This is a genomic window from Paenibacillus tabacirhizosphaerae (genome assembly GCF_040812395.1).
Taxonomy (GTDB): Bacteria; Bacillota; Bacilli; order Paenibacillales; family NBRC-103111; genus Paenibacillus_E.
In genome coordinates, this window is record NZ_JBFNXH010000025.1 from 36,964 (window position 1) to 60,367 (window position 23,404).

The window sequence follows — 23,404 nt, forward strand, 5'->3', positions numbered from 1 at the left end:
TCCTCAGTTAGGCTTTAGTATCGAAGAGACCTAGTCGTTTCGTTCCATAGGCCTGCTGATTTGGATTATGATAGATCACATCATCCTCAGGAGCACCTAATACTAGATCCACTGTATAATTAATAAATGAAAGTGATTGCTCTATCAGTTGTTGATTAAAAGTATTGGCACTTTTCAACTGTTTCACTGCGGCTAGCAATTTCTGTTGAGCCTGCGTGAGCGCTTGTTTTTCCTGTGCATTAAAAATCACCTTGATAAGGTCGCTGACTGTAATTAGCGAGTTTGGATTATAACCTCTAGAGATCAAATAGGAATTAATGAGCTGAATTCGCTGGTTATTAGCCTCTGAGATGACGCGAATCCATTTGCTCTCCTTATTTACTATGAGATTCAATTGTTCCACATCGTTACTTACAAGAATTTGCTTCTTATCTTGAGCTAACTCGAGCAGTGCTTCATGTGCTTCCTGAAGTCTATCCATCGTGTCCAATAAAGTCTGAATTGACATGCTCGTTCACCTACTTATCTGTTGTTGCGCCTAGTTGCTCTTCAGGTACGGAAGAAGCTTCTCAGCGAGCTTACGAGCGTCTACTTGATATGTTCCGGAGGCTACTGACCCCTTCAGGTCTTCGATGCGACGAGCTTGTTCTTCCGTACGAGCGCTGCCTTGCACACCAAGGAGCTCTTTCGCTTCTGCTGATATTTCGACTTGATCCTTCGCTTTCCCTTTCTTGCCGGCAGCATGAGCGAAAGTGGCATCTCCCGATTTCTTATACGGATTCACAGCTCCGATGCGTTGATTATCATTAATTTTCATACCGATACACTCCTATGTTCTTTGACCTAAAAAATAAAAAGCCGATAATCGTTAGAACTATTATCGGCATCCTCAATATGAAACTTTATATCTCTATAAGCCTATTTCTAAAATTACCGTTTATCTTTCAAACGATCCTGAATGTTGAATGTGATCTTGTTTTCTTGTCTTCTGCGCTCTTCATCTCTCTTCTCATCTTCCGTATTGTTCCTAACATCCTTAACAAGCTTCATACGACAAGATTCACAAATTGCCTTCTCACGAATTAAATTCCCGCATACTTCACATGGATAAGTCATATTCGGAGCATTCACTATCGAGATCCGGCCCTCACGAATAAATTTGGTGATTTGTTTAACCGTCACACCTGTTGCTTCGCTTAAATCATTTATGTTCGCACCTTTGTTTTCACGTAGAAACTTCAAGCATTTATCATATTGTTGTTCCAGATCTTTTAAGCAATTCGGACATACATCAGCAAAGCCCTTCACAAATATTTTCCCACAACGTGGACAATTGGCTACATTCATGCCCATTATATGGCCCTCCTTTTATTATTCCCATTATCTAATTATTAATTCCAGTTTACCGCAATTCGACAAGGTTTGTATAATAGTATTTTTGAAATAGCGACATGCTCCTTTTATTACCGTGCCCAGGTTAACCCATAAATGTTAGCAGATACGTGATCTTTCAGCGCCTTCGAACATTGATTCATGGTACTCCCAGTTGTGTACACATCGTCCACAACATAAATATGAATTGTTGCCCCCTGGTATTCTCTCAGATCGCTATGAATCGACGCAACCACTTCAAATACGTGCGCCAGATCATCAATACGTTCACTTCTTTTTTTAAAACTTTGCTTATCTGTATGCTTGGCGCGATTGAGCAAACGAACAACAGGGAGACCCACTCGCCGTCCTAATTCCACCGCCATTTGCTCCGCCTGATTGAACCCACGTTCCTGCATCCGGCGATCACTCACAGGCACGAATGTGATGATCTCCTTCACCAACTCAGAATTCTTTGGCAACGACGACGCCCTCTCTACTTGCAATAACTGATAAGCATGAACAAGCATTTGCCCGATCACCGCTTTCAAACGTTCATCTCCCCGGTACTTATATCGTGCCAAAAGCTCTTTCATCGTGTCATCATACCGAACAGCGCTTCGGCTTCTAGAGAAGTGGGTATGTGGCTTCCTGCGGCAATCGAGGCACGACTCTCCTCGCCCACAAGATGAACAAAGTACTTTACGAATCCACGGAATCCGTGAGAAACATGCGCGACAAAGCCCTAACTCCTCCCGATCAAGGCTGCTCTGTTGTTTGCAAAGTAAACACACCTCTCTCTTCGGATTGAGCAGCGAAAATAACATCTCCCTTACCTGCATCCACCACGTGCTCATTCATTTCCCCCTCAGTAAAAAACCATGTTTACGAGCAATACGATTCATTGTTCGAATCTGTCGAACAGCCTCTTTTTGTGATAGCGTAATTTCTGCAGCTGCCAAATAAACCTTTCCTGCGGGATCATCCTTCGATCTCCCTGCACGCCCAGCCATTTGCACAAGTGCCGCTTCATCGAATATTTTTGAGTCGGCATCCATAATGAATACATCGGACTGAGGTACTGTAACGCCACGTTCAAGAATGGTAGTAGTGACCAGAACGCGAATCTCCCGATTGCGAAAAAGCTGCACTTTTTCTGTACGTGACAAGTCCTTAGAGGAGGTTCCTTCTATACGGACAGCAGCCTGCTGCTTGTCCATTCGCAACTTACACCTTAGCAGTGCAACCGTTGGCTCCACGAGCTGGATATTGGGGACAAAAACAAAGACTTGTGCCCCCCGTTCTACAGAAACTTTGAAACGAGACAATAGTGATTGAGGGAGTGTTTGAACCTTGAGAGACTTCCTTAATGTGGGAACAGATATTAGCTGAGGAACAGGCAGGGGGTGTTTATGAAAGCGTACAGGCACACGAACATGCGGTAATCGCCCGCGTTCAGCAGCTTTTCTTATTGCTCTTGAAGGTGTAGCTGATAGCAAAATATTCGTCCCGCTGGGCTTGCATACTTTGGCGGCGGCATAACCCAGCATCGGATTGTTATGGTAAGGAAAAGCATCAATTTCATCAATAATGACAAGATCAAAAGCTTCCTGGAAACGCAGTAATTGATGCGTTGTCGCAATCGTGATCTGCCCCTGCTCCCAGCGCTGCTCACTCCCCCCATACAGCGTAACCACGCTGTAATCAGCGAACGCTCGCTCGATACGAGGCTGCAGTTCCAACACCACATCTTTACGCGGTGTCGCAATGAGAACACGTCCGCCTCGCGCGATGGTGAGGTGTATGAAAGGGAATATCATCTCCGTCTTCCCGGCACCAGTGACGGCCCAGATGAGAAACCTGCGCGGGTCAGGCTGTTTCCTTATTCCTCCTTCCTTGCGTCCCCCTCGTTTTCCCCCTCCTCCCACCTCTGGCCTGATTATAAAGCGTAGACCCTCCATAGACGCTCTCTCTTGGGCCTCGCTGAGCCCCCACGGTTCTATGTATGTTTGGAGATCACTTTCGACTTCATGTATGCCATCTCCAACTTCATCTCCGTATCCCCTGTCCGAAATTGAAGTATCACCGGAGCGCCCCACAACAAGCAAAGAACACATCCGTACCCTTCCCATCGTCAAGCACTCTTCACAATAAGGACACGCATGTCCGCAATGAAGACATGCTGACCAAAACATACGTTCCGTCCCACTTCCGCATCGCTTGCAACTGTAGCCCGTAACCGGTCTAAACCACCGGCGCCAATCTCGCCGCTCCAAGACATTCAAGCCATTCATTATTTCCACATCACCATTCAGGTGAGCAAGCTGCACATAGGGCTGCCAGTCATCCTCTGCCCCAAGTTCCAACCCTGCTGCCAGGACAAGCTGCTGTAGCTCCTCCACAAGCAACGAGCGACCACTGCAAGCTTTTACTAGCTTGGCATACACATCGGCATGCCAGGTAAATCCTTTGCATCTACCCTGCATCCACTGTTCATAATGAACTCGCCTTAACTCCAAAGCTTCACTGTTCAGGATGCCACATTCCTCTGCCAACTGCCGAATTCGCCCGAGTATTCTCCCATCATCGCTGCCTTCCACCGCATTTAAGCCTTCACGATGCAGTTGCATTTGAAGCTTCTCGCGCAGTCGCACACCCTGCCCTAACGAAATAAAAGGTTCGAACATTACGAGGCCGGCGTCGGCTGCGTATTGCTCGAACCAATATTGACAATCTGTCTCTGGGTGAATCGTTAATCGCCATTCCCATACATTTCCCTTACGAACGGCATAAAGCTGAGCCTTCATTCCTCACCTTGCCTCTTCATCACATAAGTATTTAAAAGCGTTCGCCGTCAGATGACAGGTATCTTCACTAAGTCTCCCCGATTGCTCAAATGAACAATCACGACAGGATCATCATCATGCTGACGTAAAAAACGGCCAATGGCATCAAAATCCGTCTGAATCTGCAGTTCAATCGAATGCGTATGAGATAATCGCTCAATGATTTCTTTTGTATCGTCAGACGAACCTTCGTCGATAATGGTTGCCGTGACTTGGCTGCCCTTCATACGTGAAAAGAAAAACAAAGAGCGAATTACCCATTCAATTTGATTTTGATTATTTTTAGTAATAAGTAAAACGTTCGCAGGCTTCTTCCCTCTGCCTTTACGATCTCCAAGTAATAGATGGAGCACAGCAACGCTTAGTCCATAACAGCCAATAATACAAAGCAATCCAATCCACATGGCGGGTCCCTCCCTTACCTGCAGTGTATGCGGCAGAGCAAAGGGGGGTTCCTGTTATAGGGATATCTACAAGGTTACCCAACCATTTTTGATGGCAATAATAACAGCTTGTGTACGATCATCAACCTCCATTTTTTGGAGGATACTGCTGACGTGGTTCTTCACTGTTTTCTCACTTATGTAAAGGAACTCTCCAATCAACTTATTGCTCTTGCCTTCCGCCATCAGTCGAAGCACTTCGGCTTCCCGTTTCGTTAGCGGGCTATTCGCATTATGTATGTACTTAAGAGCTGAATCCTTCACACCCTGACCAGATCCAACGATACCGACATCATCCAGATACGTCATACGTCTCAATTGATTGATCAGTTTGCCTGTAACCTTTGGATGAATATAAGCATGACCCACGACAACGGAACGAATCGCATTAATAAGCGCCTCGGCTTCCATGTCTTTCAATAAGTATCCGGAAGCCCCTTTGCGGAGCGTCTCGAACACATAGCTTTCATCATCATGAATCGATAAGATAATAACTTTAATATCGGGGAAAATAAGCTTTAACCGTTCCGTAGCCACAACGCCATTCTCAAGTGGCATATTGATGTCCATCAGGACGATGTCAGGTGTAATTTGGTTGCACAGCTCGATAACTTGAATACCATCGCCGCACTCCCCAATAACCTCCATGTCATCTTCCATATTAATAATTCGTTTAACGCCTTCGCGAAAAAGCTGATGGTCGTCCGCAATCACAATGCGCACATTGCGTTTATGACTCGCCGTGTTGTCCATTCTGATTTTCCTCCTTGTTCTCTGCGCCGCCGATAGGGATCAGCATCGTAATTTTTGTACCCGAATCTTTTTCAGACTCTAGAACCATCGAGCCTTCCAGCAGCTCAACACGCTCACGCATGCCAAGCAAACCGAAATTATTCCCCTTAGCTATCCGCTGCTCAGTCTGAGCTACATCGAAGCCGATCCCATTATCTACCACATAAATTTGTACTTGATCAGGTTCCAAGGTGAGTTCGACGGAAACGAAGCTGGCTTTCGCATGCTTAATCACATTCGAAAGCGCTTCTTGCACCAGTCGGAAAACGGCGATTTCAAGTCCGGACGGAACACGAGATTCCTTACCTACAAGATTGAATTGTGCACGAATCTTATTTTTTTCCTCAAAATCCTGTACATACTTGCGTAATGTAGGCACAATACCCAAATCATCGAGCGCCATCGGGCGGAGGTTAAAAATAATTTTGCGAACCTCTTCAAGGCCTCCTCTGACCTGCCCCTTCAAATCTACTAATTCTTCCTGAACCGCCGGAATATCCTGCTTGACAAGCATGCGCTGCGCAATTTCGGTGCGCAGCACAACATTAGCCATTGTTTGCGCCATACCGTCATGAATTTCACGGGCAATCCGTTTTCTTTCTTCTTCTTGCGCCAAAATAATCTTCAAACCAAGCAGTTGCCTATTCTTAGCGGATTCTAATATACGGGTGACTTGATTGAGATCCCCTGATAAGTACTCCAAGACAACATTCATTTGGGAAATAATCGTCTCTGCTCGTTCAACCTGCTTGTCTACATTTTTTACACGATTCTGTAAATCATGGCGCCGAGCCTTAAGATGATTTTCTTTTTCCCTAGCGATTGTAAGTTGAAGCTGGAGCGCTATTGCGGCCTCGTAGGCTGTTTTAATGTCATCTTCACGGTATTTGTTGAAATCCCGGCTAACCTCAGTAAGTCGAATCCGAGATCGCTTATAGTCATTTTCAAGACTATCGACCAACTCAATCGTGACACTTGTTTCATCCTTAATTTCATCTAGCTCGCGAGTCAGTGACTCTTTTTCCAATCGGGACGTTTCTGCAATCTCGAAAATTTGATACTTACTGCTCTCCATGACGTTAATGGCATTTTTAATGACACGATCTAGAGCGTCTGGCTGCAAGCGAAACAAGCTCCTTTTTAAAAACCAAATTAGTCTACCCCATATTGTATCATAACTCTGCCTATTTGAAGTGTACTTTTAGCACTATTTATTCAAGCGTTATCCCTTGACTTTTGGGTTCCCAGCCTACTTTCCAACCTAATTTCTCTGAAATGAGCCTTAGTGGCACCATCGTCAAATTATTCATAATTTTCGGTGCAACTTCCGCAGTTACACGATCCCCATTTACAATCAGATCCGGGTTGTCTATCCACAAATCAATCAGTTTATCTCCACGGGTAATCGTCACTTTACGTTCTTTATCATCCCACTTGATGGTGCCTCCCAAAGCCTCCGCTACAAAACGAATCGGAATCATCGTATTGTCCTTAATAATCGTCGGTGCTTGCTCCAGAGTCACCGACTTGCCATTCAACGAAACTTGCTTTTTATTCACCGTTAGACTCACCGAATTCTTGGGTAAAGCCGCCAGCTGCCCTTTATATATGAAAGAGATGTCATCAATGTTTACTTTTCCTTTGGGCGCTCTTTCATCTTGTCCATTTGCCGGATTCGCAACATAAACGCTTTTTATTTTGATCGGATATTTTAAATCAGACACATCAGCCGTTACTTTGCGCCAACCAGTCCAATTCATATTCTCAGTGAAACTTACATATTTCAGGTCGCCATTCCCATCGACAACCTCAGCACGAACCCAGTTAAAGCTTCCATCTCCCAAAACCTTAGCCGTAATAAATTGCGGCTCGCCTTCGATTTGAATCCCATTCATTCCGTCGAAACGGGCGTATGCGGCTTTCGTCCCCGTTCCTTTGGTGAAATCATAGGCAATCTCCAAGTTCTTGTTCCCATTCGCTTCTTTGGCAATATTCACGTTTGCAACAACGTCAGCAGGATACTTATCGCCCGTTGTAAGCACAGCAGATTTATCGAGGTCATACCACACCTTCTCCTGACCAACAGGAAGTGTAACCATTGTGCTATACCCATCGTATCTCGCAATCACTTGAGCGGACTGACTGCCCGCAGCGCTATCCACGTGCAGAACGCCATCCTTGATCGTTCCCTTCACGCCGCTTAACTCCCACTGGGCGCCAGCTGGCGGTAACTCTCTCGATATTCCATTCTTCGTCGTTATAGTTAAAGGCAGTTTAAAATCCCCACCTTCCGTCACAGAGAATGGTCCCGAACTAAATTTCATCGATGAAATTTGCTCTCTACCGGCGACTTCGACATCCATCGTCGCAGAGCCTTTGCCTGATTTAGCAACAACTTGCGTTTTGCCAACCTGGGTAGGCGTGAATACATTATCCTTGAAAGTTCCGATCGCCGCGGAACTGCTCCACTGTGGAACAATACCATCTACAGCAATTGGATTGTAATAGTCATCGTAGGCCTTGAATTGATAAGTGCTGGATTCATTCATGAATAATAGTTTTGGCCCTTTTAAAATAAGACCCTTCAATTCACCCTTCGGCGCTGTGGAATAAACACCAACACCATTGACAACAGCGCGTTGATTCCCGTTTTCCGTCTTATTTACGAGCTTCGGATCAACGTCGCCTAAAGGCCTAGAAACCATCTGTGTCGATCCCCCGCCATCCAGTACCATGCCTCTCCATACGCCCGCTTGAATCATGAACTGCTGCAACTCAGGTAGCGTCATACCCGCACTGCCCGCACTATGATCGGAAGTAATAATATAGGCCGTCTTCATATCCTTGGAGTAACCAAGCGCCGTTCTGGAACGATAGTAATAACCATCAAAGTCCTTAATATTTCTTGTAAAATAGCTCGGCTGCCCGTCATCCACCAATAAAGTACTGCCGCCAATCATCATTTTAAAATTTTTCCAGTCATACTTCTTGGAAGGATCATGCGGAACCATGTCATAAACTGTGGAAATTTTATCTCCCACTTTCATATGATCAGCAATAAAATCTCTTGCTTTGCCCGAACCTCTCAAAATGTAACCATTTGCAGGGGCAATTTTCTTAATATTCGTATCTATAGCAATCTCTGTAATTACACCATTCTGAACGAGCGCTTCGGTAGGAACGTGCGAGCCATCTACAGCCCTCTGCTCCATAGCCCATGCATTTGTATACAAATACAACCCATCGTCAAGGCTTGGTGTTCCGTCATCGTACCAGTAATATGTTTTATTCACACCGCCAAGTTCGTATGCCGTACCATCCTTAGCCGTGACCTTTCCTGTAAAATCAAAAATATCAACAATCGGTTGATTATCCTTCGTTATCGCAAACGAATACAGCCCAGATATCTTAGCAGGCGTGGCCATTACCTGGCCGTTCGTAATTTGTGCGCCTTCAGGAACACCTTCAGCCTGAGTGTTGTAGAAATCACCGTTCACCCCAGCTACCGCACCTGAATCCTTCACCATGCCCAAGACACTTTGCTTCTTCGTGAACTGTGTGTTTGTTCCTGCCATTGCGTCTATCTTCACGTTTGGATTCGTTAAATCTACTTCTACCACATTCGCATTCACCGAAACATCCTTATTGCTTCTAGTCGTCGTCCAAACATAGTTTTTCATAACGGCACCAGACGTAATCGTTTCTTGTGAGCTCAATGTTAATGTCGGACCTGCTGCATGCACCGTTGTTCCAGCCACCATTTGCCACATCAGTGCGCAAGCCAGCGCACCCATCCCTAATTGCTTCTGTACTTTCATGTTGCTTCTCCACTCTCCTCTTTCAGTCTAAGTCTATGAGCTATCTTTTTTGCAGATAACTATATAGACTCTTAAACTATGGAAAAAGTTACGATAATCATAGAGTGGAAATATGTGTATTTACACAGCAAAAAAGGCCGCCCGTCTCGCGACGAACAGCCTTTTTCTTTACTTATATGGATTAAGCCAAAGCTTGTGCTTTCAAAGTCTCAGCCTTGTCTGTGCGCTCCCAAGGAACGTTCAGATCATTACGGCCGAAGTGACCGTAAGCAGCTGTTTGACGGTAGATCGGACGACGAAGATCCAATTCTTTAATGATACCCGCTGGACGAAGGTCAAAGTTTTTGCGGATCAGCTCAACCAGCTTCTCTTCGCTAACTTTTCCTGTACCGAACGTATCAACTGCAATTGAAACCGGTCTAGCTACCCCAATAGCGTAAGCCAATTGAACTTCACATTTGTCAGCTAGTCCAGCAGCCACAATGTTTTTGGCAACATAACGCGCCGCGTATGCACCGGAACGGTCAACTTTCGTTGGATCCTTACCAGAGAACGCGCCACCGCCGTGGCGAGCGTAACCACCGTAAGTATCAACAATGATTTTACGGCCAGTCAAACCAGCATCCCCCTGAGGTCCGCCAATTACGAAGCGGCCAGTCGGGTTAATAAAGTAATTTGTATTCTCATCCAACAAGTTAGCTGGAACGATTGGTTTAATAACATGTTCTTTGATATCCGCTTGGATCTGCTCCAACGTGATTTCTTCGCTGTGTTGCGTGGAAACAACAATAGCATCCACACGAACAGGCTTGTCACCATCGTATTCAACTGTTACTTGAGTTTTACCATCTGGACGCAGGTACGGAAGCGTTCCGTTCTTGCGAACTTCAGTCAAACGACGAGCCAATTGGTGAGAAATCGAAATAGGAAGCGGCATAAGTTCAGGCGTCTCATTAACAGCGAATCCGAACATCAGACCTTGGTCACCTGCTCCGATTGCTTCGATTTCTTCATCAGACATTTGGCCTTCTCTTGCTTCAAGGGCTTTGTTAACACCTTGTGCAATATCAGGGGATTGCTCATTCAAAGAAACGAGAACCGCACAAGTCTGGGAGTCAAAACCATACTTCGCGCGCGTATAACCAATTTCTTTAATGGTTTGTCTTGCAATGGCTTGAATATCTACATATTCAGAGCTTGAAGTGATCTCACCAATAACTAAAACCAATCCTGTTGCTACAGAAACCTCGCATGCTACACGAGCATTCGGGTCATTGGCCAAAAACGCATCCAATACCGAGTCAGAAATCTGGTCACAAATTTTATCCGGATGACCTTCTGTCACGGATTCGGATGTAAATAAACGACGTCCTAAAGTCATATTATTCATCCTCCTAATCATTCTTAGTATGTTTGAAAAGCTTCTAATCGATGCCTATATGAGAAAACCTCTATGGATGCCATTCAAAGATGAGCGAACGTGCTACTAGGAAGGTTTACTCGCCAATAATGGGCCCGTTTAAGCGTAAGCTTTTCACGCCAAGTGGAATCTCTCTCTTATACGCCCACGCGCTCCAGAGAACTTTGAATTCCAGAATGGTAAAAGCAATTAAGTACTGTGGTTGCAACGAAAAATGAACCTTTCCCGATTGGAAAAGGTTTGATTAAACATTGACCTTCAATTAGTTATCTTACTTTATTTGTCGTCTAGTGTCAATGAAACAATTGTTAAGATTATTAGTAGATGAAGGGCATTTAACCTATAGAGTAAATAGAACTTCTTCCGCTTTTTGAATCAGCCTTTTCGTAATATTTCCACCTACCGCGCCCGCATCCCTGGATGAAATGTGGCCCCAATAATCTTCTTTCACCGAAGTAGACGGTATTGAGCCAAGCTCTGTTGCAAATTCGGTGTCTGCATGGAGGGAGAAGTGCTTGCCTACTGGTAACCCTAGCTCTTCAGCAATCTCATACTTAAGAATATCCAATGCCTTCTTCGACTCGGGAACTACCTTCGAGTTACTTCTAGCCATAACAATCGCCTCCTTAGAATTTTGCTCTGCAAAAATCCGTAAGCATTGCTGAGAGATAATCCTCAGGTAAAGAACTTAGCAACTTTACTTTGTTCTGAGTACACCTCTAGTATGGCTAGTACCTCGAAGTTGAACCGCATAAGAAGTTGTCAGTATGGGTAAAATTATGGAGTAGCCGTACTGCCATCCTCATTCAGCAAAATATAACTGCCGCGCACCATCACATAGATATCAGCCGTATTCTTCGCCGCTGGTTTAATACCACGCCCATCACGCGGGAAAATCAAAAGATGATTCGCCGCGATCTCCGTTCCCGCGGCAATATCCTTGCCACCGGTCACGTCAGGGATCCCGTTTTCGTCGCCACTCACGGCAATTACCTTGCCGGAGCGAACGATAAATTCCGCGCCAGCGCCGGCGTAAAGCGTTTGTCCCGCCTTCAGCTGGACAACCGTCAGAGCCGCTGCCGAAGCGGTAGAGCCAGTGCCTCCGTTGCTCCCGCTAGGCTGGCTACTGCCAGCATTGCCCGCGATCGCGGAGGCGATGAGATCCTTCACCTTGGCTTCGCTTAAGCTGTTCTGTTCGAAGTAGCTCTTGGTGATTACCGGATCCGTCGCGGAGCCGGGGGCCGGGGCTTCTGCTTGGGAGACTGAAATAAACGATGATAACAGAAGAATTACAATGGCAATTGTTAAAATAAATTGTTTCTTTCTCATTAGATGCAAACTCTCCTGTCAATAGAAATCTGTAAAATTAAAGGAATTCTTACTGGTTTTGTTGAAATATGATTCAAACAAATACTTCAACAAAACGGAGTGATTCTTATGAAAAAAATACTAACTGTTGCTATAAGTTTATGCTTTATCTCTAGTACCGTCAATGCTTCCTCAAGTCATGGAGACTTTGAAGGAAATCCGATTGTTTCCGTACAATCCAATGGAAAAAACATTCAAACCGAAGATGTCCCTGCTATTAACTATAAGGGAAGAACAATGGTTCCTATTTATATGTTAAAACAACTCGGTGCTGATGTTGTTTGGAATGACTCGACTTATAGTGTGAATGTGAGTATAGATAAGAGTAAGGATACAAAAACGGATTCGAATACGATCACTACGGAGACACAAAGCCTGCGAGACGCATATCAATGGTTAAATGATACCGATGTTGCTTTGTGGATGTTTACTGTGAAATTACAACAATATAAAGATAATTCTGATGCGTCGAATATATCCCAAATTATTGACAATGATTTCTTGGATATTTCGAAACAATATGATGAATCCATGAAATTCGCTTTAAAAATAGCCGAGAAGAACTCCAATAGCCACATTCAAGATATTATGTCTGTCCAATCCAAAGCCTTTGATCAAGTTAAACAAACTAAAGAATTATTAAAAGTATGGCTAACTGTAAAAAGTGATGCTCAAATTACCTCCACGCTCAAATTCAGCATGATCAATACTCTTCAATCCACACAGAAAAATGTTGAGAACACTAAAAGTTATATTCATGAGTTGATGGTACAGGATATTGAGTAAACAAGAAATTATTTACTCCAAAAAAAAGAAGACCCCTAGGGTCTTCTTTTTTTCTAAATTACTTGATTGTAATAGCAGTAACATCAGACTTACCGTTAACCGAAGTAGTTGTCAGATCAAATGTAATAGCTTCAGACCCAGCTTTTGTGCCTTTAATAAAGCCATATTGATCAATTTCAACTTTACCATTCTTAACGTTACTTACAGAGAAGTTGATACTTAACAAATAGTTATATTTATAAGCATCTGATTTTTCATACTCAACACCATAGTTATCAGTAATTTTCACCTCAGCTAACTCAAATGCATTAGCACTTGCAGTTGCAAAGAACTCAGCGGATCCTTTAGCTTCAACTTTAGCTACAGAAATTGCATCGTTTTTAACTGTTACTGGAATTTGAGCGCTCTTAGTGGAGCCATCAGCAGCTGTGTAGGATACGTTCAGAGTAGCTGTACCTACTTTGTTACCAATTACAAACGCTTTGTTGTTAACAGTATCAAGGTCAGTTTTCGCGACGCTTGGATTGGAAGAATAAATTTGAGTAATGTTTTTAGGAAGTTTAACTGTTTCTCCCGCATTATTGGTAGCGGACACAGTAATTTCACGAGCAAGCTTACTTATCGTAGGTGATTCTTGGTCTTTCTTAGTTAACCCTTTGTACGTTTGCTCAGTTACAACTCCGCTATCCAAAGCATAGAACAAGTCTTTCACAGCGTTCACGGAGTAGTTCAAATCTGCATCTTTAGCAGAAATATTAAGAGTTCTAGATACTTTAGAAATCTCTGTGCCATTTTTGCGGATCACAGCTACAAACTCAACGCGCTCATTAGTAGCATTGGTTGTTGTCTTGAATTTCCATTCTTCATCAAATGCGTTGAAGTCACCATTTGTAAGACGGTCAAACTTGTATTCCACATTATTAGCAAGAATACTCTTATTAGTAGGAATACCACCTTCACGATCAGTAGTTAAGTCACTATTTGGAGCTAAAACATAAGCATTAGTCTTATCGGCGGTTGTAGCAGAACCCACAGTTTTATAAGTTGCAGCAGTAACTACAACATCATAAGCATTAAGACCATTAGCGTTGGTAGTATAAGCATTTCCAGCTGTATCCGTGAAGAAGGAATTTTCAAGCTTCTTACCATATTGGTCGATTACTTCGAATTTAAATGCGGAATCTCCACCCGGTACAGCAGCTTTAGCAGGCACTGTTGCTTCATTGAAGTGATCTGGCGTACGAGCGGATTGAATAGTGAACGTTTTGGTATCTGTGCTTGTTGCATTAATAGTAGCAATGATTGCAGAGATGTTAACAGCACCTTTGGCATTATTGCCCACTTTTGCAATTTTGATTTCACCTTTATGCTCGCCTGATTCCTGTACTTTAACTGAAGTTGCATTGTCATCGCCAACTGCACCAGAGAGATTAATATTGATACGTTCGCGATTTGCTTTGCTAGCCAAATCTTCTTTGCTGATTGCAGTTCCTTGAGCATCATAAGCGTCGATTGGGATATATATATCTGTATCGCCAGCCGCAATTACATTATCGTAGTTACCAATTTTAATCTTAGTAGCAATTTTAGCAGATTTCACAGTCATTTTACCCGTTGTTGTTGCAGCTTGGTTATTCACTGTGAAGTTGTAATCACCAGACTTATCAAGATCTTTAATAAGGGAGATTTTCAATTGCGGAATATCGTTACCATTGTCCTCAATTTTAGTTTCAACAGTAGCTCTATCAATAGCATCAGTCCAAATAACATTTGTATCGCTGAATAGCGCCTGCGTGCCAGTTACGCCACTATTAACAACTTTCGCATTGATCAGAGTATCATAAGACACAGTACCGCCAAATTGATCGTAAAGGTTAATATCATACTTAACATTTTCACCTTTGCCGTTCAAAGAAGTTCCTACCGAGTAACGCGCTGCGCCAAGCTCAATCTTTGAAAGGAATGGTTGTGTACCCAACTTGAAGTTTTTAGTAATTGTCATATGGTTATCGGAGTTAACAACAGTTACCGGAATAGTGGAAAGACTTGCAGTAGTATTGACTGTTGCAGTATCCAAAGTGATCAACAAAACGCCTTCGCTGTCTTTAGTGATTTTGATGAACTCAGCAGAAGAAGTATATACGTTGTAGGAACCAGCATTAGTCGTACCAGCTTCACCGTATTGGTTCACAGCTTTTACTTTAACGATAGTTTTATCAGCATACGCAATCGTATCTCCTGCATTTACGAAGTCGAGTTTTTGAATAACTTCATCTTCACCAGTAAATGTTGCAGATGTTTTATCAACGGAAGCAGCATCTAAACCAGTAACATTAACCGTATACTCACCAACAGAAATTTTCGTGTCAGTCAAAGTAAGTACAGCAGATTTCTTGTCATCAGCAAACTTAGTAGTTGTTACTACATCAGCAGTACCTTTTTTCAACGCAATTTTTGCTTTGTCTGTATCAACCGGTTTGTTGAAAGTTACTGTTACTTTTTTAGCGCCAGTCGCTTTAGCTTGAGTAACCGATACTTTACCAGGAGCAACGTATTGTTGTTTCACTTCGTAAGCACCAGTCAAAAGCAGATCACGAGTTGCGTTTGATTGACCTTCGAATTTGCCGCCGTTACCAGCAGGAAGCAATTTCAGTTCAAGAGCAAGAGCTACATAACCTTGTGCCCAATCAGTAACAGTGGAGTCGTTACCAGTTTTTGCTTTTGCATCAGCATCTTTATTCAACAAACGAACCAGGAAAGTAGCCAATTGTTCTTTCGTTACTTTACCAGCTGGGTTGTAAGTACCTTCGCCGTAACCATCAGTTACGCCAGCCGTTTTCAAAGCTTCGATGTAAGGAAGCGCATAGCCATTTGCTGAATCGGATACACTAACATCAGAGAAGCTGGATGTTTTCAAGTCTTTGTTGATTTCAAGACCGATAACCAAAGCAGCTACCTTTGCGAATTGCGCACGGTTCATTTCTTCTTTAAGACCGAAAGTTGTGTCGCTTGTTCCGTTAAAGATACCAGCGCTAATCAATGCGTCAAATTTCGCTTTTGTTGCTGCGTCCAGATCCTTCAAATCCGTGAAATCAGCGGATGTTTTCTTAACCTCAGTCGTTGCTGTGTCAGCAAATGCTACAGATGAAAACAGGGATAATGCCATTGCAGTCGACAAAACTACGGATAAACTTTTCTTCATAACCTCTATTTCTCCTCCTCGAATATCTTTCGCTTTATTTTTTTGTTTGGTTCTAACCATATTTGAGCTCGATTCACTCATTGTCCGGTTCACCCCCTTTCCAGAGTTGAGCATATGTATAACTAAGTTCGCTTGTAGCCCGAGTGGCTACATTGGAAACTAGTAAACTTACTAAAAAGAAAAATAGATACGTATACCACTATAGATTATACAGCGGTCGAATTGCGTAGTAAAGTATTATTTTCGTGCTCAGCTAAACTGAGAAGCAGGAGAATAAATATTATATCGTCACTTGCTTCTAAAATGTTAAACGCAAATGGTTTGAAAAAGTTGCGTCTCAGAGCAAAAAACTTTATTTGTTACAAATTTATTTACTAAATGAGCATTTTGCAAATCCAATCTGTAGGTTTTGTTCTAAATACGGACTCTTTCTATATGTATATATTTCTAATGTGTTTGCGGTATGCAAGGCTAGGATCGAGGTCACCCATATATAAATTCTCTTGAGACTCCGTTCTTAAATCGAAAAGCTTACAGTTTATTGAAACACAATAAAAAAATGTATTCGAAAATTCGACAAATTACACTATCCCAAGTTACTTGACAAGATGGAAAACAAAATTGATCTGTGTATTGACATTTCTTAAATAGAAAATAGAATTATAGTAATATCTGTGGACATTTATTTTTGTTTGAAAACTAAAATTAATGTCTTGAAAGGAGCGACAATCTGGAAAATTAAATACAAGCTTGGTGAGTTTCATGATTTATATGGTTTAAACTCTTCCTTACACGGATTAAAGTCTATTTAACATGTCAAGAATAGATGAAACTAGATAAGTAGATTTATAGTTTTTAAAATTGCAACAAACATTCAGATTATTGCGTTAAAGATGTGCCCTTCCCATTAGGTTCACCTGCATTTTCATTATTTCGGGCAGCCCATCTCCTCTTACATTATGGGCACTGAACGATTTCATCCCGAACCATTCAACCAAGACGACGCTTTTTATGTCAGCCAGAGCTTACGAACATGTGGATTTTCAGTGTAATCGTCTTCATTTCTGTATGTGACTTAGTTTGCATATCCTGTTACTGGGTCGGATACACTAACTGCTGTGAGTAATTTTGTACCATGAAAGGAGTGGTTTAAGGGTAAGTTTCGCTGCACAGTAAGCTAGTATTACAGAGCATTCGAAGAAGGGATGAAAGGATATGGTTTTGCTAGAGGCGATAGGACAGTTTGAGAAGTACCAGACTTCGATTGATCGAAGCGAAAAAACGATTGAAGCCTATCGGAATGACTTGCTCTTTTTCGTCAAATATTTAGTGGATGCCTATAATTGCACGCCCTATTTGACTGATGTTACTTCAGAGGATATCGAGGATTATTTTTTTTATCTAAAAAAAGAAAGAGGGTACTCTCCTGCCAGCTTAAAGCGTAAATTAGCGGTATTTCGTACATTTTATAACTTCTGCAACAAAAAGAAGTATTGTAACACCAATGCGGCTGTACACGTGGAAACAATAAAACAAGAGCATAGAGAGAAGGAATTCTTAACATCTGGAGAAGTACTGCAGCTTGTGGATGCGATCGATCATCAATTAATGAAAAAAGTAGTTCTTACGTTGTATTACACGGGATTACGGATTTCTGAGTGTATCAATCTGACGCTCGAAGAGATTGATTTTAAGCACAACACAATTAAGATCTACGGTAAAGGAAAAAAAGAACGAATCGTCCCTTTGAATCTTAAACTGAAGGAAATTTTGCTTCACTATATCGAGAACGAACGTCCCTACTCTAAAACAAACAATTTATTTTGTACCGCTGCATCAGGCGGAGTCTCCGACTCTTACGTAAATAAATTAATCAAGACGGCCGTGGATAAATTGGGTTGGAATAAAGAAGTCACCTGTCATACGTTTAGGCATTCTTTCGCAAGTAATCTTGTGAAAAAGAATGTGAATGTTGTTCAAATCCAAAAGCTTTTAGGCCATACTTCTTTATCAACAACAACCGTCTATACACATACGAAATTAGATGACTTAACATCGGCCGTAAATCAACTATAAGCAATTAATTGTTATTGGGAGGGTGACAAAGTGACGCAAGCTATGGCTTATAAAGAAGATAAAGATGACAAAGTGCGATTCATTTTAATGAGTTTGTCCGCCGGCAAAAGCAGAGATCAACTCGCCGTAGAGTTGAATTATAAGGACTCGAAAAGCGTAGATACTTACATGAAACGAAAGAATTTTGAGTGGGACAGCGTAAGGAAGAGTTATTTTCCTGTTAAAGAGAAGAAATCTTCTGTCAATGTATTGCCTAATCCCGAAGGTCGAGTTGCCACTATTTTATCGTTATTTAAAAATGGAGCCGACGCCAAAGAGATTGCTCTACAGCTGAAATTTCGAGACCACCGAGAAATGGCTCTTTATTTGAAAAGTAAAGGCTATGTCTGGGATGTCGAACAATCGACCTATGTATACAAATCAGAGTACAAAGATGCTGGTTACAAGCCAATGATCAAGGAAACAAAGGAGAAAGCTCTTGAGGTTAAACAATCTGAGCCCGATGAAGTTAAACTAAGAGCAGGAGGCGCGCCACCCATGCCTTACACTGAAAATTCAATGAAACTCATTAATTTTCTGGAAATCAACAAAGAAGTTCTCATGGATATAATCAATAATCAATCCAATGTTATGCAAATTCCAAGATATTTGATACCAGGTGTTTGTATTACAAAGTCTGTGCATATGAATTACGGATTAGATCAAATGACACGTGAATTCAGTTTGGAGAAAAATGTTTCACAGAAGGATATTTTTGAGGTAGCATTAGTCGATTTCTTCAAAAAGTATGGGTATCACAAAGAAATTTCTGTGCTAATCGGCAAATAAATTTTTTTTTGGTCGATTCCTAATGAAAAACTAACTTTGGAAATCTAATGATTTAAGTTACAATGCGATTTAAACTTTAACTATGCTTATTCTAAAAAATGATGTGAATTTGGATTTTAGTTTTACCTTTGATATCAAGGTTCTTCGGATATCGCGTAGTTCGCATAATTAAGTGAAGACTATAGAGGTTATGAAAAAAAGTTTATCCGTAATTCTATCGACTGCAATGGCATTATCCGTGTTTTCTTCCGTAGCACTTGCTGACACAGCAACGACTACTGCAGCTAAGAAAACATCCGCTGATTTCACAGATCTTAAGGATCTTGACGCAGCAACGAAAGCGAAATTTGACGCGATGATCAGCGCTGGTATCTTTGATGGCGTGAGCGACACTGAGTTTGGTCTGAAAGAAGAAATGAACCGTGCGCAATTCGCTAAAGTAGCAGCATTGATTCTAGGTGTTGATATAAACAAGGATCTGAAAACTTCCAGCTTCTCCGACGTTCAAGCTAATGATGCAGCTAATGGCTACGCACTTCCTTACATCGAAGCTTTGAAAACGGCTGGCGTAACTGATGGTTACGGCGAAGGCACTTACAACCCAGCTGGTAAAGTAACGAAAGAACAACTGGCTACTTTCTTGGTTCGTGTTCTTGGTAAAGACGCTGATGCAAAAGCAAAAACTGGTAACGACTCCACTGTTACTGATTGGGCACAAGGTTATGTAGCTCTTGCTCTTGAACTGAAATTGCTTCCTGCTGGTGACGGCGGCAAATTCGAAGGTCAAGCAAACGCAACTCGCGACCTGCTTTTGACTGGCGCATACGAAGCTAAGCAACAATACGTACCTGCTGGTAAAGTATCCGTTACTGAAGCTAAAGCTACTGGCGCTCAAAAAGTAACAGTAACTTTCAACAAACCAGTTGATACTGACAAAGCAAAAGTTGCTTTGAAAAAAGGTACTGCTGATGTAGTAACAACTACAAAGTTTGCTGATGACAAGAAATCCGCTGTTCTGACTTTGACTGATACCAAAATCAGCGTTGGCGAGTACACAGTAAATGTTACTGGACTTGATGCAGCAACTACTGATAAAACAACAGCTACTTTCACAGGTCAAGATGAAGTTCTTCAAAAAATTGACTTCGTAACTGCTGGCGACACAATCGCTTACGCGAACAAAGTTATCATCAAAGCAAAAGCTGTTAACCAATACGGTGAAGCTGCTACTACAAACGCTGGTTCTTACAATGTTTACACATCCGCAGCTACTTTCACAAAAATCACTAAAGATTCCGAAGGTACATTGTTGATTACATTGGATACTAATGTTGATGGTCAAACAACTCAAGGTGTTTCAATCATCCCTGTGACAATCGTAAACAACGATAACCACTTAACAGCAACTAAGAACTTCAAGCTTGGTACACAACCAATTCTTACTAAACTTGAGCTTGGAACTGCTCGTTACTCAGTAGGTACTGAATTGACTGGTAAGGGTGAAAACGTTAAGTTTGACGTTAACCTTTACGACCAATACGGCGGCAACATTTCTTACGATTCTTTGATCAACGAAACAAACGGCGCAACTCCTGCTGCTAGAATTTATTCCGATCCTACACTGATCTGGACTAACTACATCGATAGCAAAGACGTTACGTATGAAGTTGAAGACAATGGAAATGATATTCCAGAAGTTAAAATCTCCTTGTTGAATGATATCGACAAATCAGGCGATTACAACTTCACAATCTTCAGCCAAGCAGCTACTGCAACTGGTAAAATCACTGTGAAGTCTGCTAAGGTTGCAACTAAGATCCAAATCGGCGATCTTAACGATGTAATCGCAGCTGGCGACGCGAAAGTTTACATCCCAGTTGTTGCTTATGATGCTCAAGGCAACCAATTGAGTGTTGAAGATCTTGCAAGCGATCAAAACATTGAGCGTATCAAAGTTTCTATCTCTGGAGCATATGGTTGGGACGGTGCTACTTCCGACGGTAGAATTGAAAGTTCCGGCGAGCACAAAGGTACAATTAAATTAAGTAAAGTTACTTCCAGCGCTAAAGGTGCTGTATCCGTAACTGCAGTCATCGCTACAGCAAATGCAACTAGCACAGCTACTAAAATGTATACTGTTGCTGATGCGCGTGTAGCCGATCACTTCAAAGAAGTAACAGCTCCTGCAAAAATGGCAGTTGCTGGTGGTAGTTCTAAATTTGAGTATAACGTAGTTGACCAATATGGTAAAGTACTAGATGATTCCTTGGATGTAAACACTACTACTGGAAACGTTGATAGCAGCAATGGTAGCCACTACTATGTAACTGTTACAGCGGTGACATACAACAACACAACCGGTGTTTACAATGATGGTAATGTATACATTAATACTCCAGGTAAAGCAAAGGTTAATGATGCATCTACTGGAAAAACAGCACCTACGCCTGTTGGATTGAAATTTGAAAATACCGGAAATGACTTCGGTAAATTCAATGATGAATTCGAAATTAAGACTGTAGACACTGCTACTACTCCTGATTCTAAAGTTCAATTCATTGCGAAACTTATGAAACATACTCCAGGTGTTACTACTGATACTGAATTGGCTAAAATTACAAAAGATCTTACTGTTGCTAACAGCAAAACAGACCTGACTTATTCCGTAAATTCTTTGGATAACATGTATGCTTTCTTAGATAGCAAACTTGTAACTGAAAATGTATACGGACCATCTGCAGCTGATAAAACTCTTGAAATTGATCAAACGACTCCAAATACTAGTGGTCTTAGACAAGAAATTGAAGTTTCCGCTAAAAATGCAGCAGGAGAAACAGTTAAACTTCCAGCTTCAATTACAAGTGTTCAAACCTCTAACCAAAACGTTGCAAAAGTAGCTCTTGGTACAGGTGATGACGCTGGTAAAGCATTCGTGATCGGTAATAAAGCAGGTACTGCAACAGTTAGCGTATCGTTTAAAACTGTAAAAGGTGAAGTGAAACAAGCTACTGTTCCAGTGACTGTTAAAGCTGATGCAATTGAAGTTGCTTCCATCGATGTTGAAGACGGCGATGTTGTTGTAAATGCATCTGATCTTGCTACTAAAACTGCATACATCTTGTCCGACGTCGACCTATATGACAACTACGGAACTGAGTACGAAAATGTTGGTTTGGCTAAGTACAACCACGTTATCGGTGTTACTTTCTCTGCTTCCCAAGTTAAAAATGGTTCTGTAAGCATTGACCAATATGGTTACATTACTGTAACTAAATCCGGCTCTGCTGATGTGACATTTGATCTGGTAGTTACTGCTCCTAACGGTAAATCCGGTGTAACTCCAATCACTGTTAAGTAATTTCTTTCATAAAAAAGACCCTTCGGGGTCTTTTTTGTTATTATTGAGCATAAGAACCATGAACTCTGGTAGAACACATTGTATAACTTCTGCAAGTTGATAGTAGTAACAAATAATGCAATCAGGAACGTAGATACTGCAATGGAATATTTACACCACACTCAACACCAACACTGCATGGTCAAAATAGTAGAAGAATAAATAGCCCTATGCTGGAATCTAATACTGGTACTCTGGCGTTGTTGCTTATTTGGTTTTGATTAGTATCATTCTTCATTAGATTATCGGATAAAATCTTCAATTAGTTGCTAATCTTCTTGGGTCTATCCGGATACTTATGGATGAGTGCTCAGTTATAGTTGCAAGTAGAAACTTTCTATAGCTTCACTATTTAAACAATTACAGCCAAGCCTAGTAATCTAGTCACATCTTTGTTCTATTCTAAGTGCCTTCTTCGTATGTCCATCACAAACAGGTTGTCGTAAAACAGACTGCAATATTGTGGCGTTTATTTTCTTAAGCTAAGTATAATACATACTTCTCCGGACACCCAAGATCTTACTAGGAACCACAAATATATAGATTTTCAATGTTTCTTCAGTAATTATGTATTTTCCCTCTATACATCAATGTTTCCAGACTTCAAGAACCTTGTGCCATGACAATTTTTCTTATGAGCTACAAGTATTCCCGATCCTTATTAATACATTCTGAACTATATTTCCATTAATCGAGCTAGATTATACTCCCTTTAATGATATTGCTCTCTCTTACCAACCTCTTTGCACAATTTTAATTCTGTTTTTTCAAAAGCTCTTTAGGTCACTAAAGCCCCTTAGAATTGCAAGGAATTCCTTATCATTATGTGGATCTGCTTTGCTACACAAGACTTCCGGTATGCATCTGAAAATACCAGCATTGCACCAATCACTAATTATTATTTACCCTTTACAAGAACTACGAAGGAATATTACCTCGACACATATCAAACACTAATGGTAGTACAAAAAGAAGACCCCGAAGGGTCTCCTATTTCTTATTTCCTGTAAGCACTGCTTATTAGGTTGCAGGGACTACTGTGATTGCTGTTACTACG

Annotated in this window: 17 protein-coding genes; 4 read left to right on the forward strand and 13 right to left on the reverse strand. The window is 41.7% G+C overall.

What is annotated here, in order from left to right; translation table 11 throughout:
- Positions 1-7: 7 nt before the first annotated feature.
- From ABRS97_RS26015 to ABRS97_RS26070, 12 genes are all read right to left on the reverse strand, one after another.
- Positions 8-508, reverse strand: a complete 501-nt coding sequence (locus ABRS97_RS26015) for a flagellar protein FlgN (RefSeq protein WP_367818845.1) — start codon at positions 506-508, stop codon at positions 8-10.
- 30 nt (positions 509-538) lie between these two features.
- Positions 539-817: a flagellar biosynthesis anti-sigma factor FlgM gene (gene flgM, locus ABRS97_RS26020; RefSeq protein WP_367818847.1), complete on the reverse strand. Its 279-nt coding sequence runs from the start codon at positions 815-817 to the stop codon at positions 539-541.
- 113 nt (positions 818-930) lie between these two features.
- Positions 931-1,353, reverse strand: a complete 423-nt coding sequence (locus ABRS97_RS26025) for a TIGR03826 family flagellar region protein (RefSeq protein WP_367818849.1) — start codon at positions 1,351-1,353, stop codon at positions 931-933.
- 110 nt (positions 1,354-1,463) lie between these two features.
- Complete coding sequence (locus tag ABRS97_RS26030; protein ID WP_367818851.1) at positions 1,464-1,922, reverse strand: ComF family protein; 459 nt, start codon at positions 1,920-1,922, stop codon at positions 1,464-1,466.
- Between the two features lie 306 nt (positions 1,923-2,228).
- Entirely contained in the window at positions 2,229-4,178 is a 1,950-nt protein-coding gene (locus tag ABRS97_RS26035; protein WP_367818853.1) for an ATP-dependent helicase ComFA, read from the reverse strand.
- Positions 4,179-4,225: 47 nt separating this feature from the next.
- Positions 4,226-4,621, reverse strand: a complete 396-nt coding sequence (locus ABRS97_RS26040) for a hypothetical protein (RefSeq protein ID WP_367818855.1) — start codon at positions 4,619-4,621, stop codon at positions 4,226-4,228.
- 66 nt (positions 4,622-4,687) lie between these two features.
- Positions 4,688-5,413, reverse strand: coding sequence for a response regulator (locus tag ABRS97_RS26045; protein ID WP_367818857.1), 726 nt, complete (start codon positions 5,411-5,413; stop codon positions 4,688-4,690).
- Positions 5,391-6,575, reverse strand: a complete 1,185-nt coding sequence (locus ABRS97_RS26050; RefSeq protein WP_367818859.1) for a sensor histidine kinase — start codon at positions 6,573-6,575, stop codon at positions 5,391-5,393. The genes ABRS97_RS26045 and ABRS97_RS26050 overlap by 23 nt, the downstream gene beginning before the upstream one ends.
- Before the next feature lie 88 nt (positions 6,576-6,663).
- Complete coding sequence (locus ABRS97_RS26055; RefSeq protein ID WP_367818861.1) at positions 6,664-9,270, reverse strand: stalk domain-containing protein; 2,607 nt, start codon at positions 9,268-9,270, stop codon at positions 6,664-6,666.
- 181 nt (positions 9,271-9,451) lie between these two features.
- Complete coding sequence (gene metK, locus ABRS97_RS26060) at positions 9,452-10,651, reverse strand: methionine adenosyltransferase (protein ID WP_367818863.1); 1,200 nt, start codon at positions 10,649-10,651, stop codon at positions 9,452-9,454.
- Between the two features lie 379 nt (positions 10,652-11,030).
- Positions 11,031-11,303, reverse strand: a complete 273-nt coding sequence (locus ABRS97_RS26065; RefSeq protein ID WP_367818865.1) for an alpha/beta-type small acid-soluble spore protein — start codon at positions 11,301-11,303, stop codon at positions 11,031-11,033.
- Positions 11,304-11,467: 164 nt separating this feature from the next.
- A complete protein-coding gene (locus ABRS97_RS26070) occupies positions 11,468-12,019 on the reverse strand; it encodes a hypothetical protein (RefSeq protein ID WP_367818867.1) in 552 nt (183 codons plus the stop codon).
- Between the two features lie 108 nt (positions 12,020-12,127).
- On the opposite strand from ABRS97_RS26070, the gene ABRS97_RS26075 reads away from it, so the two are divergent.
- On the forward strand, positions 12,128-12,844 hold the full coding sequence (locus ABRS97_RS26075; RefSeq protein ID WP_367818869.1) for a stalk domain-containing protein: 717 nt from the start codon (positions 12,128-12,130) through the stop codon (positions 12,842-12,844).
- A 58-nt stretch (positions 12,845-12,902) separates the two neighbouring features.
- Here the strand turns inward: ABRS97_RS26075 and ABRS97_RS26080 are convergent, their stop codons facing one another.
- Positions 12,903-16,127, reverse strand: coding sequence for an S-layer homology domain-containing protein (locus ABRS97_RS26080; protein WP_367818871.1), 3,225 nt, complete (start codon positions 16,125-16,127; stop codon positions 12,903-12,905).
- A 1,134-nt stretch (positions 16,128-17,261) separates the two neighbouring features.
- Here ABRS97_RS26080 and ABRS97_RS26085 point away from each other — a divergent pair.
- From ABRS97_RS26085 to ABRS97_RS26095, 3 genes are all read left to right on the forward strand, one after another.
- Positions 17,262-18,122 (forward strand): tyrosine-type recombinase/integrase, encoded by an 861-nt coding sequence (locus ABRS97_RS26085; protein WP_367818872.1) that lies wholly within the window; start codon positions 17,262-17,264, stop codon positions 18,120-18,122.
- 30 nt (positions 18,123-18,152) lie between these two features.
- Positions 18,153-18,950, forward strand: a complete 798-nt coding sequence (locus ABRS97_RS26090; protein WP_367818874.1) for a hypothetical protein — start codon at positions 18,153-18,155, stop codon at positions 18,948-18,950.
- Between the two features lie 190 nt (positions 18,951-19,140).
- Positions 19,141-22,308: an S-layer homology domain-containing protein gene (locus ABRS97_RS26095; RefSeq protein ID WP_367818876.1), complete on the forward strand. Its 3,168-nt coding sequence runs from the start codon at positions 19,141-19,143 to the stop codon at positions 22,306-22,308.
- Positions 22,309-23,404 lie beyond the last annotated feature (1,096 nt).

What these genes read in the sequence shown, in the direction of transcription:
- ABRS97_RS26055 (WP_367818861.1), bottom strand. Translation starts at nt 9,270, where the DNA reads ATGAAAGTACAGAAGCAATTAGGGATGGGTGCGCTGGCTTGCGCACTG.
- ABRS97_RS26045 (WP_367818857.1), bottom strand. Translation starts at nt 5,413, where the DNA reads ATGGACAACACGGCGAGTCATAAACGCAATGTGCGCATTGTGATTGCG.
- ABRS97_RS26040 (WP_367818855.1), bottom strand. Translation starts at nt 4,621, where the DNA reads ATGTGGATTGGATTGCTTTGTATTATTGGCTGTTATGGACTAAGCGTT.
- ABRS97_RS26075 (WP_367818869.1), top strand. Translation starts at nt 12,128, where the DNA reads ATGAAAAAAATACTAACTGTTGCTATAAGTTTATGCTTTATCTCTAGT.
- ABRS97_RS26095 (WP_367818876.1), top strand. Translation starts at nt 19,141, where the DNA reads ATGAAAAAAAGTTTATCCGTAATTCTATCGACTGCAATGGCATTATCC.
- ABRS97_RS26025 (WP_367818849.1), bottom strand. Translation starts at nt 1,353, where the DNA reads ATGGGCATGAATGTAGCCAATTGTCCACGTTGTGGGAAAATATTTGTG.
- ABRS97_RS26065 (WP_367818865.1), bottom strand. Translation starts at nt 11,303, where the DNA reads ATGGCTAGAAGTAACTCGAAGGTAGTTCCCGAGTCGAAGAAGGCATTG.
- ABRS97_RS26080 (WP_367818871.1), bottom strand. Translation starts at nt 16,127, where the DNA reads ATGAGTGAATCGAGCTCAAATATGGTTAGAACCAAACAAAAAAATAAA.
- ABRS97_RS26070 (WP_367818867.1), bottom strand. Translation starts at nt 12,019, where the DNA reads ATGAGAAAGAAACAATTTATTTTAACAATTGCCATTGTAATTCTTCTG.
- ABRS97_RS26085 (WP_367818872.1), top strand. Translation starts at nt 17,262, where the DNA reads ATGGTTTTGCTAGAGGCGATAGGACAGTTTGAGAAGTACCAGACTTCG.
- ABRS97_RS26035 (WP_367818853.1), bottom strand. Translation starts at nt 4,178, where the DNA reads ATGAAGGCTCAGCTTTATGCCGTTCGTAAGGGAAATGTATGGGAATGG.
- flgM (WP_367818847.1), bottom strand. Translation starts at nt 817, where the DNA reads ATGAAAATTAATGATAATCAACGCATCGGAGCTGTGAATCCGTATAAG.
- ABRS97_RS26015 (WP_367818845.1), bottom strand. Translation starts at nt 508, where the DNA reads ATGTCAATTCAGACTTTATTGGACACGATGGATAGACTTCAGGAAGCA.
- metK (WP_367818863.1), bottom strand. Translation starts at nt 10,651, where the DNA reads ATGACTTTAGGACGTCGTTTATTTACATCCGAATCCGTGACAGAAGGT.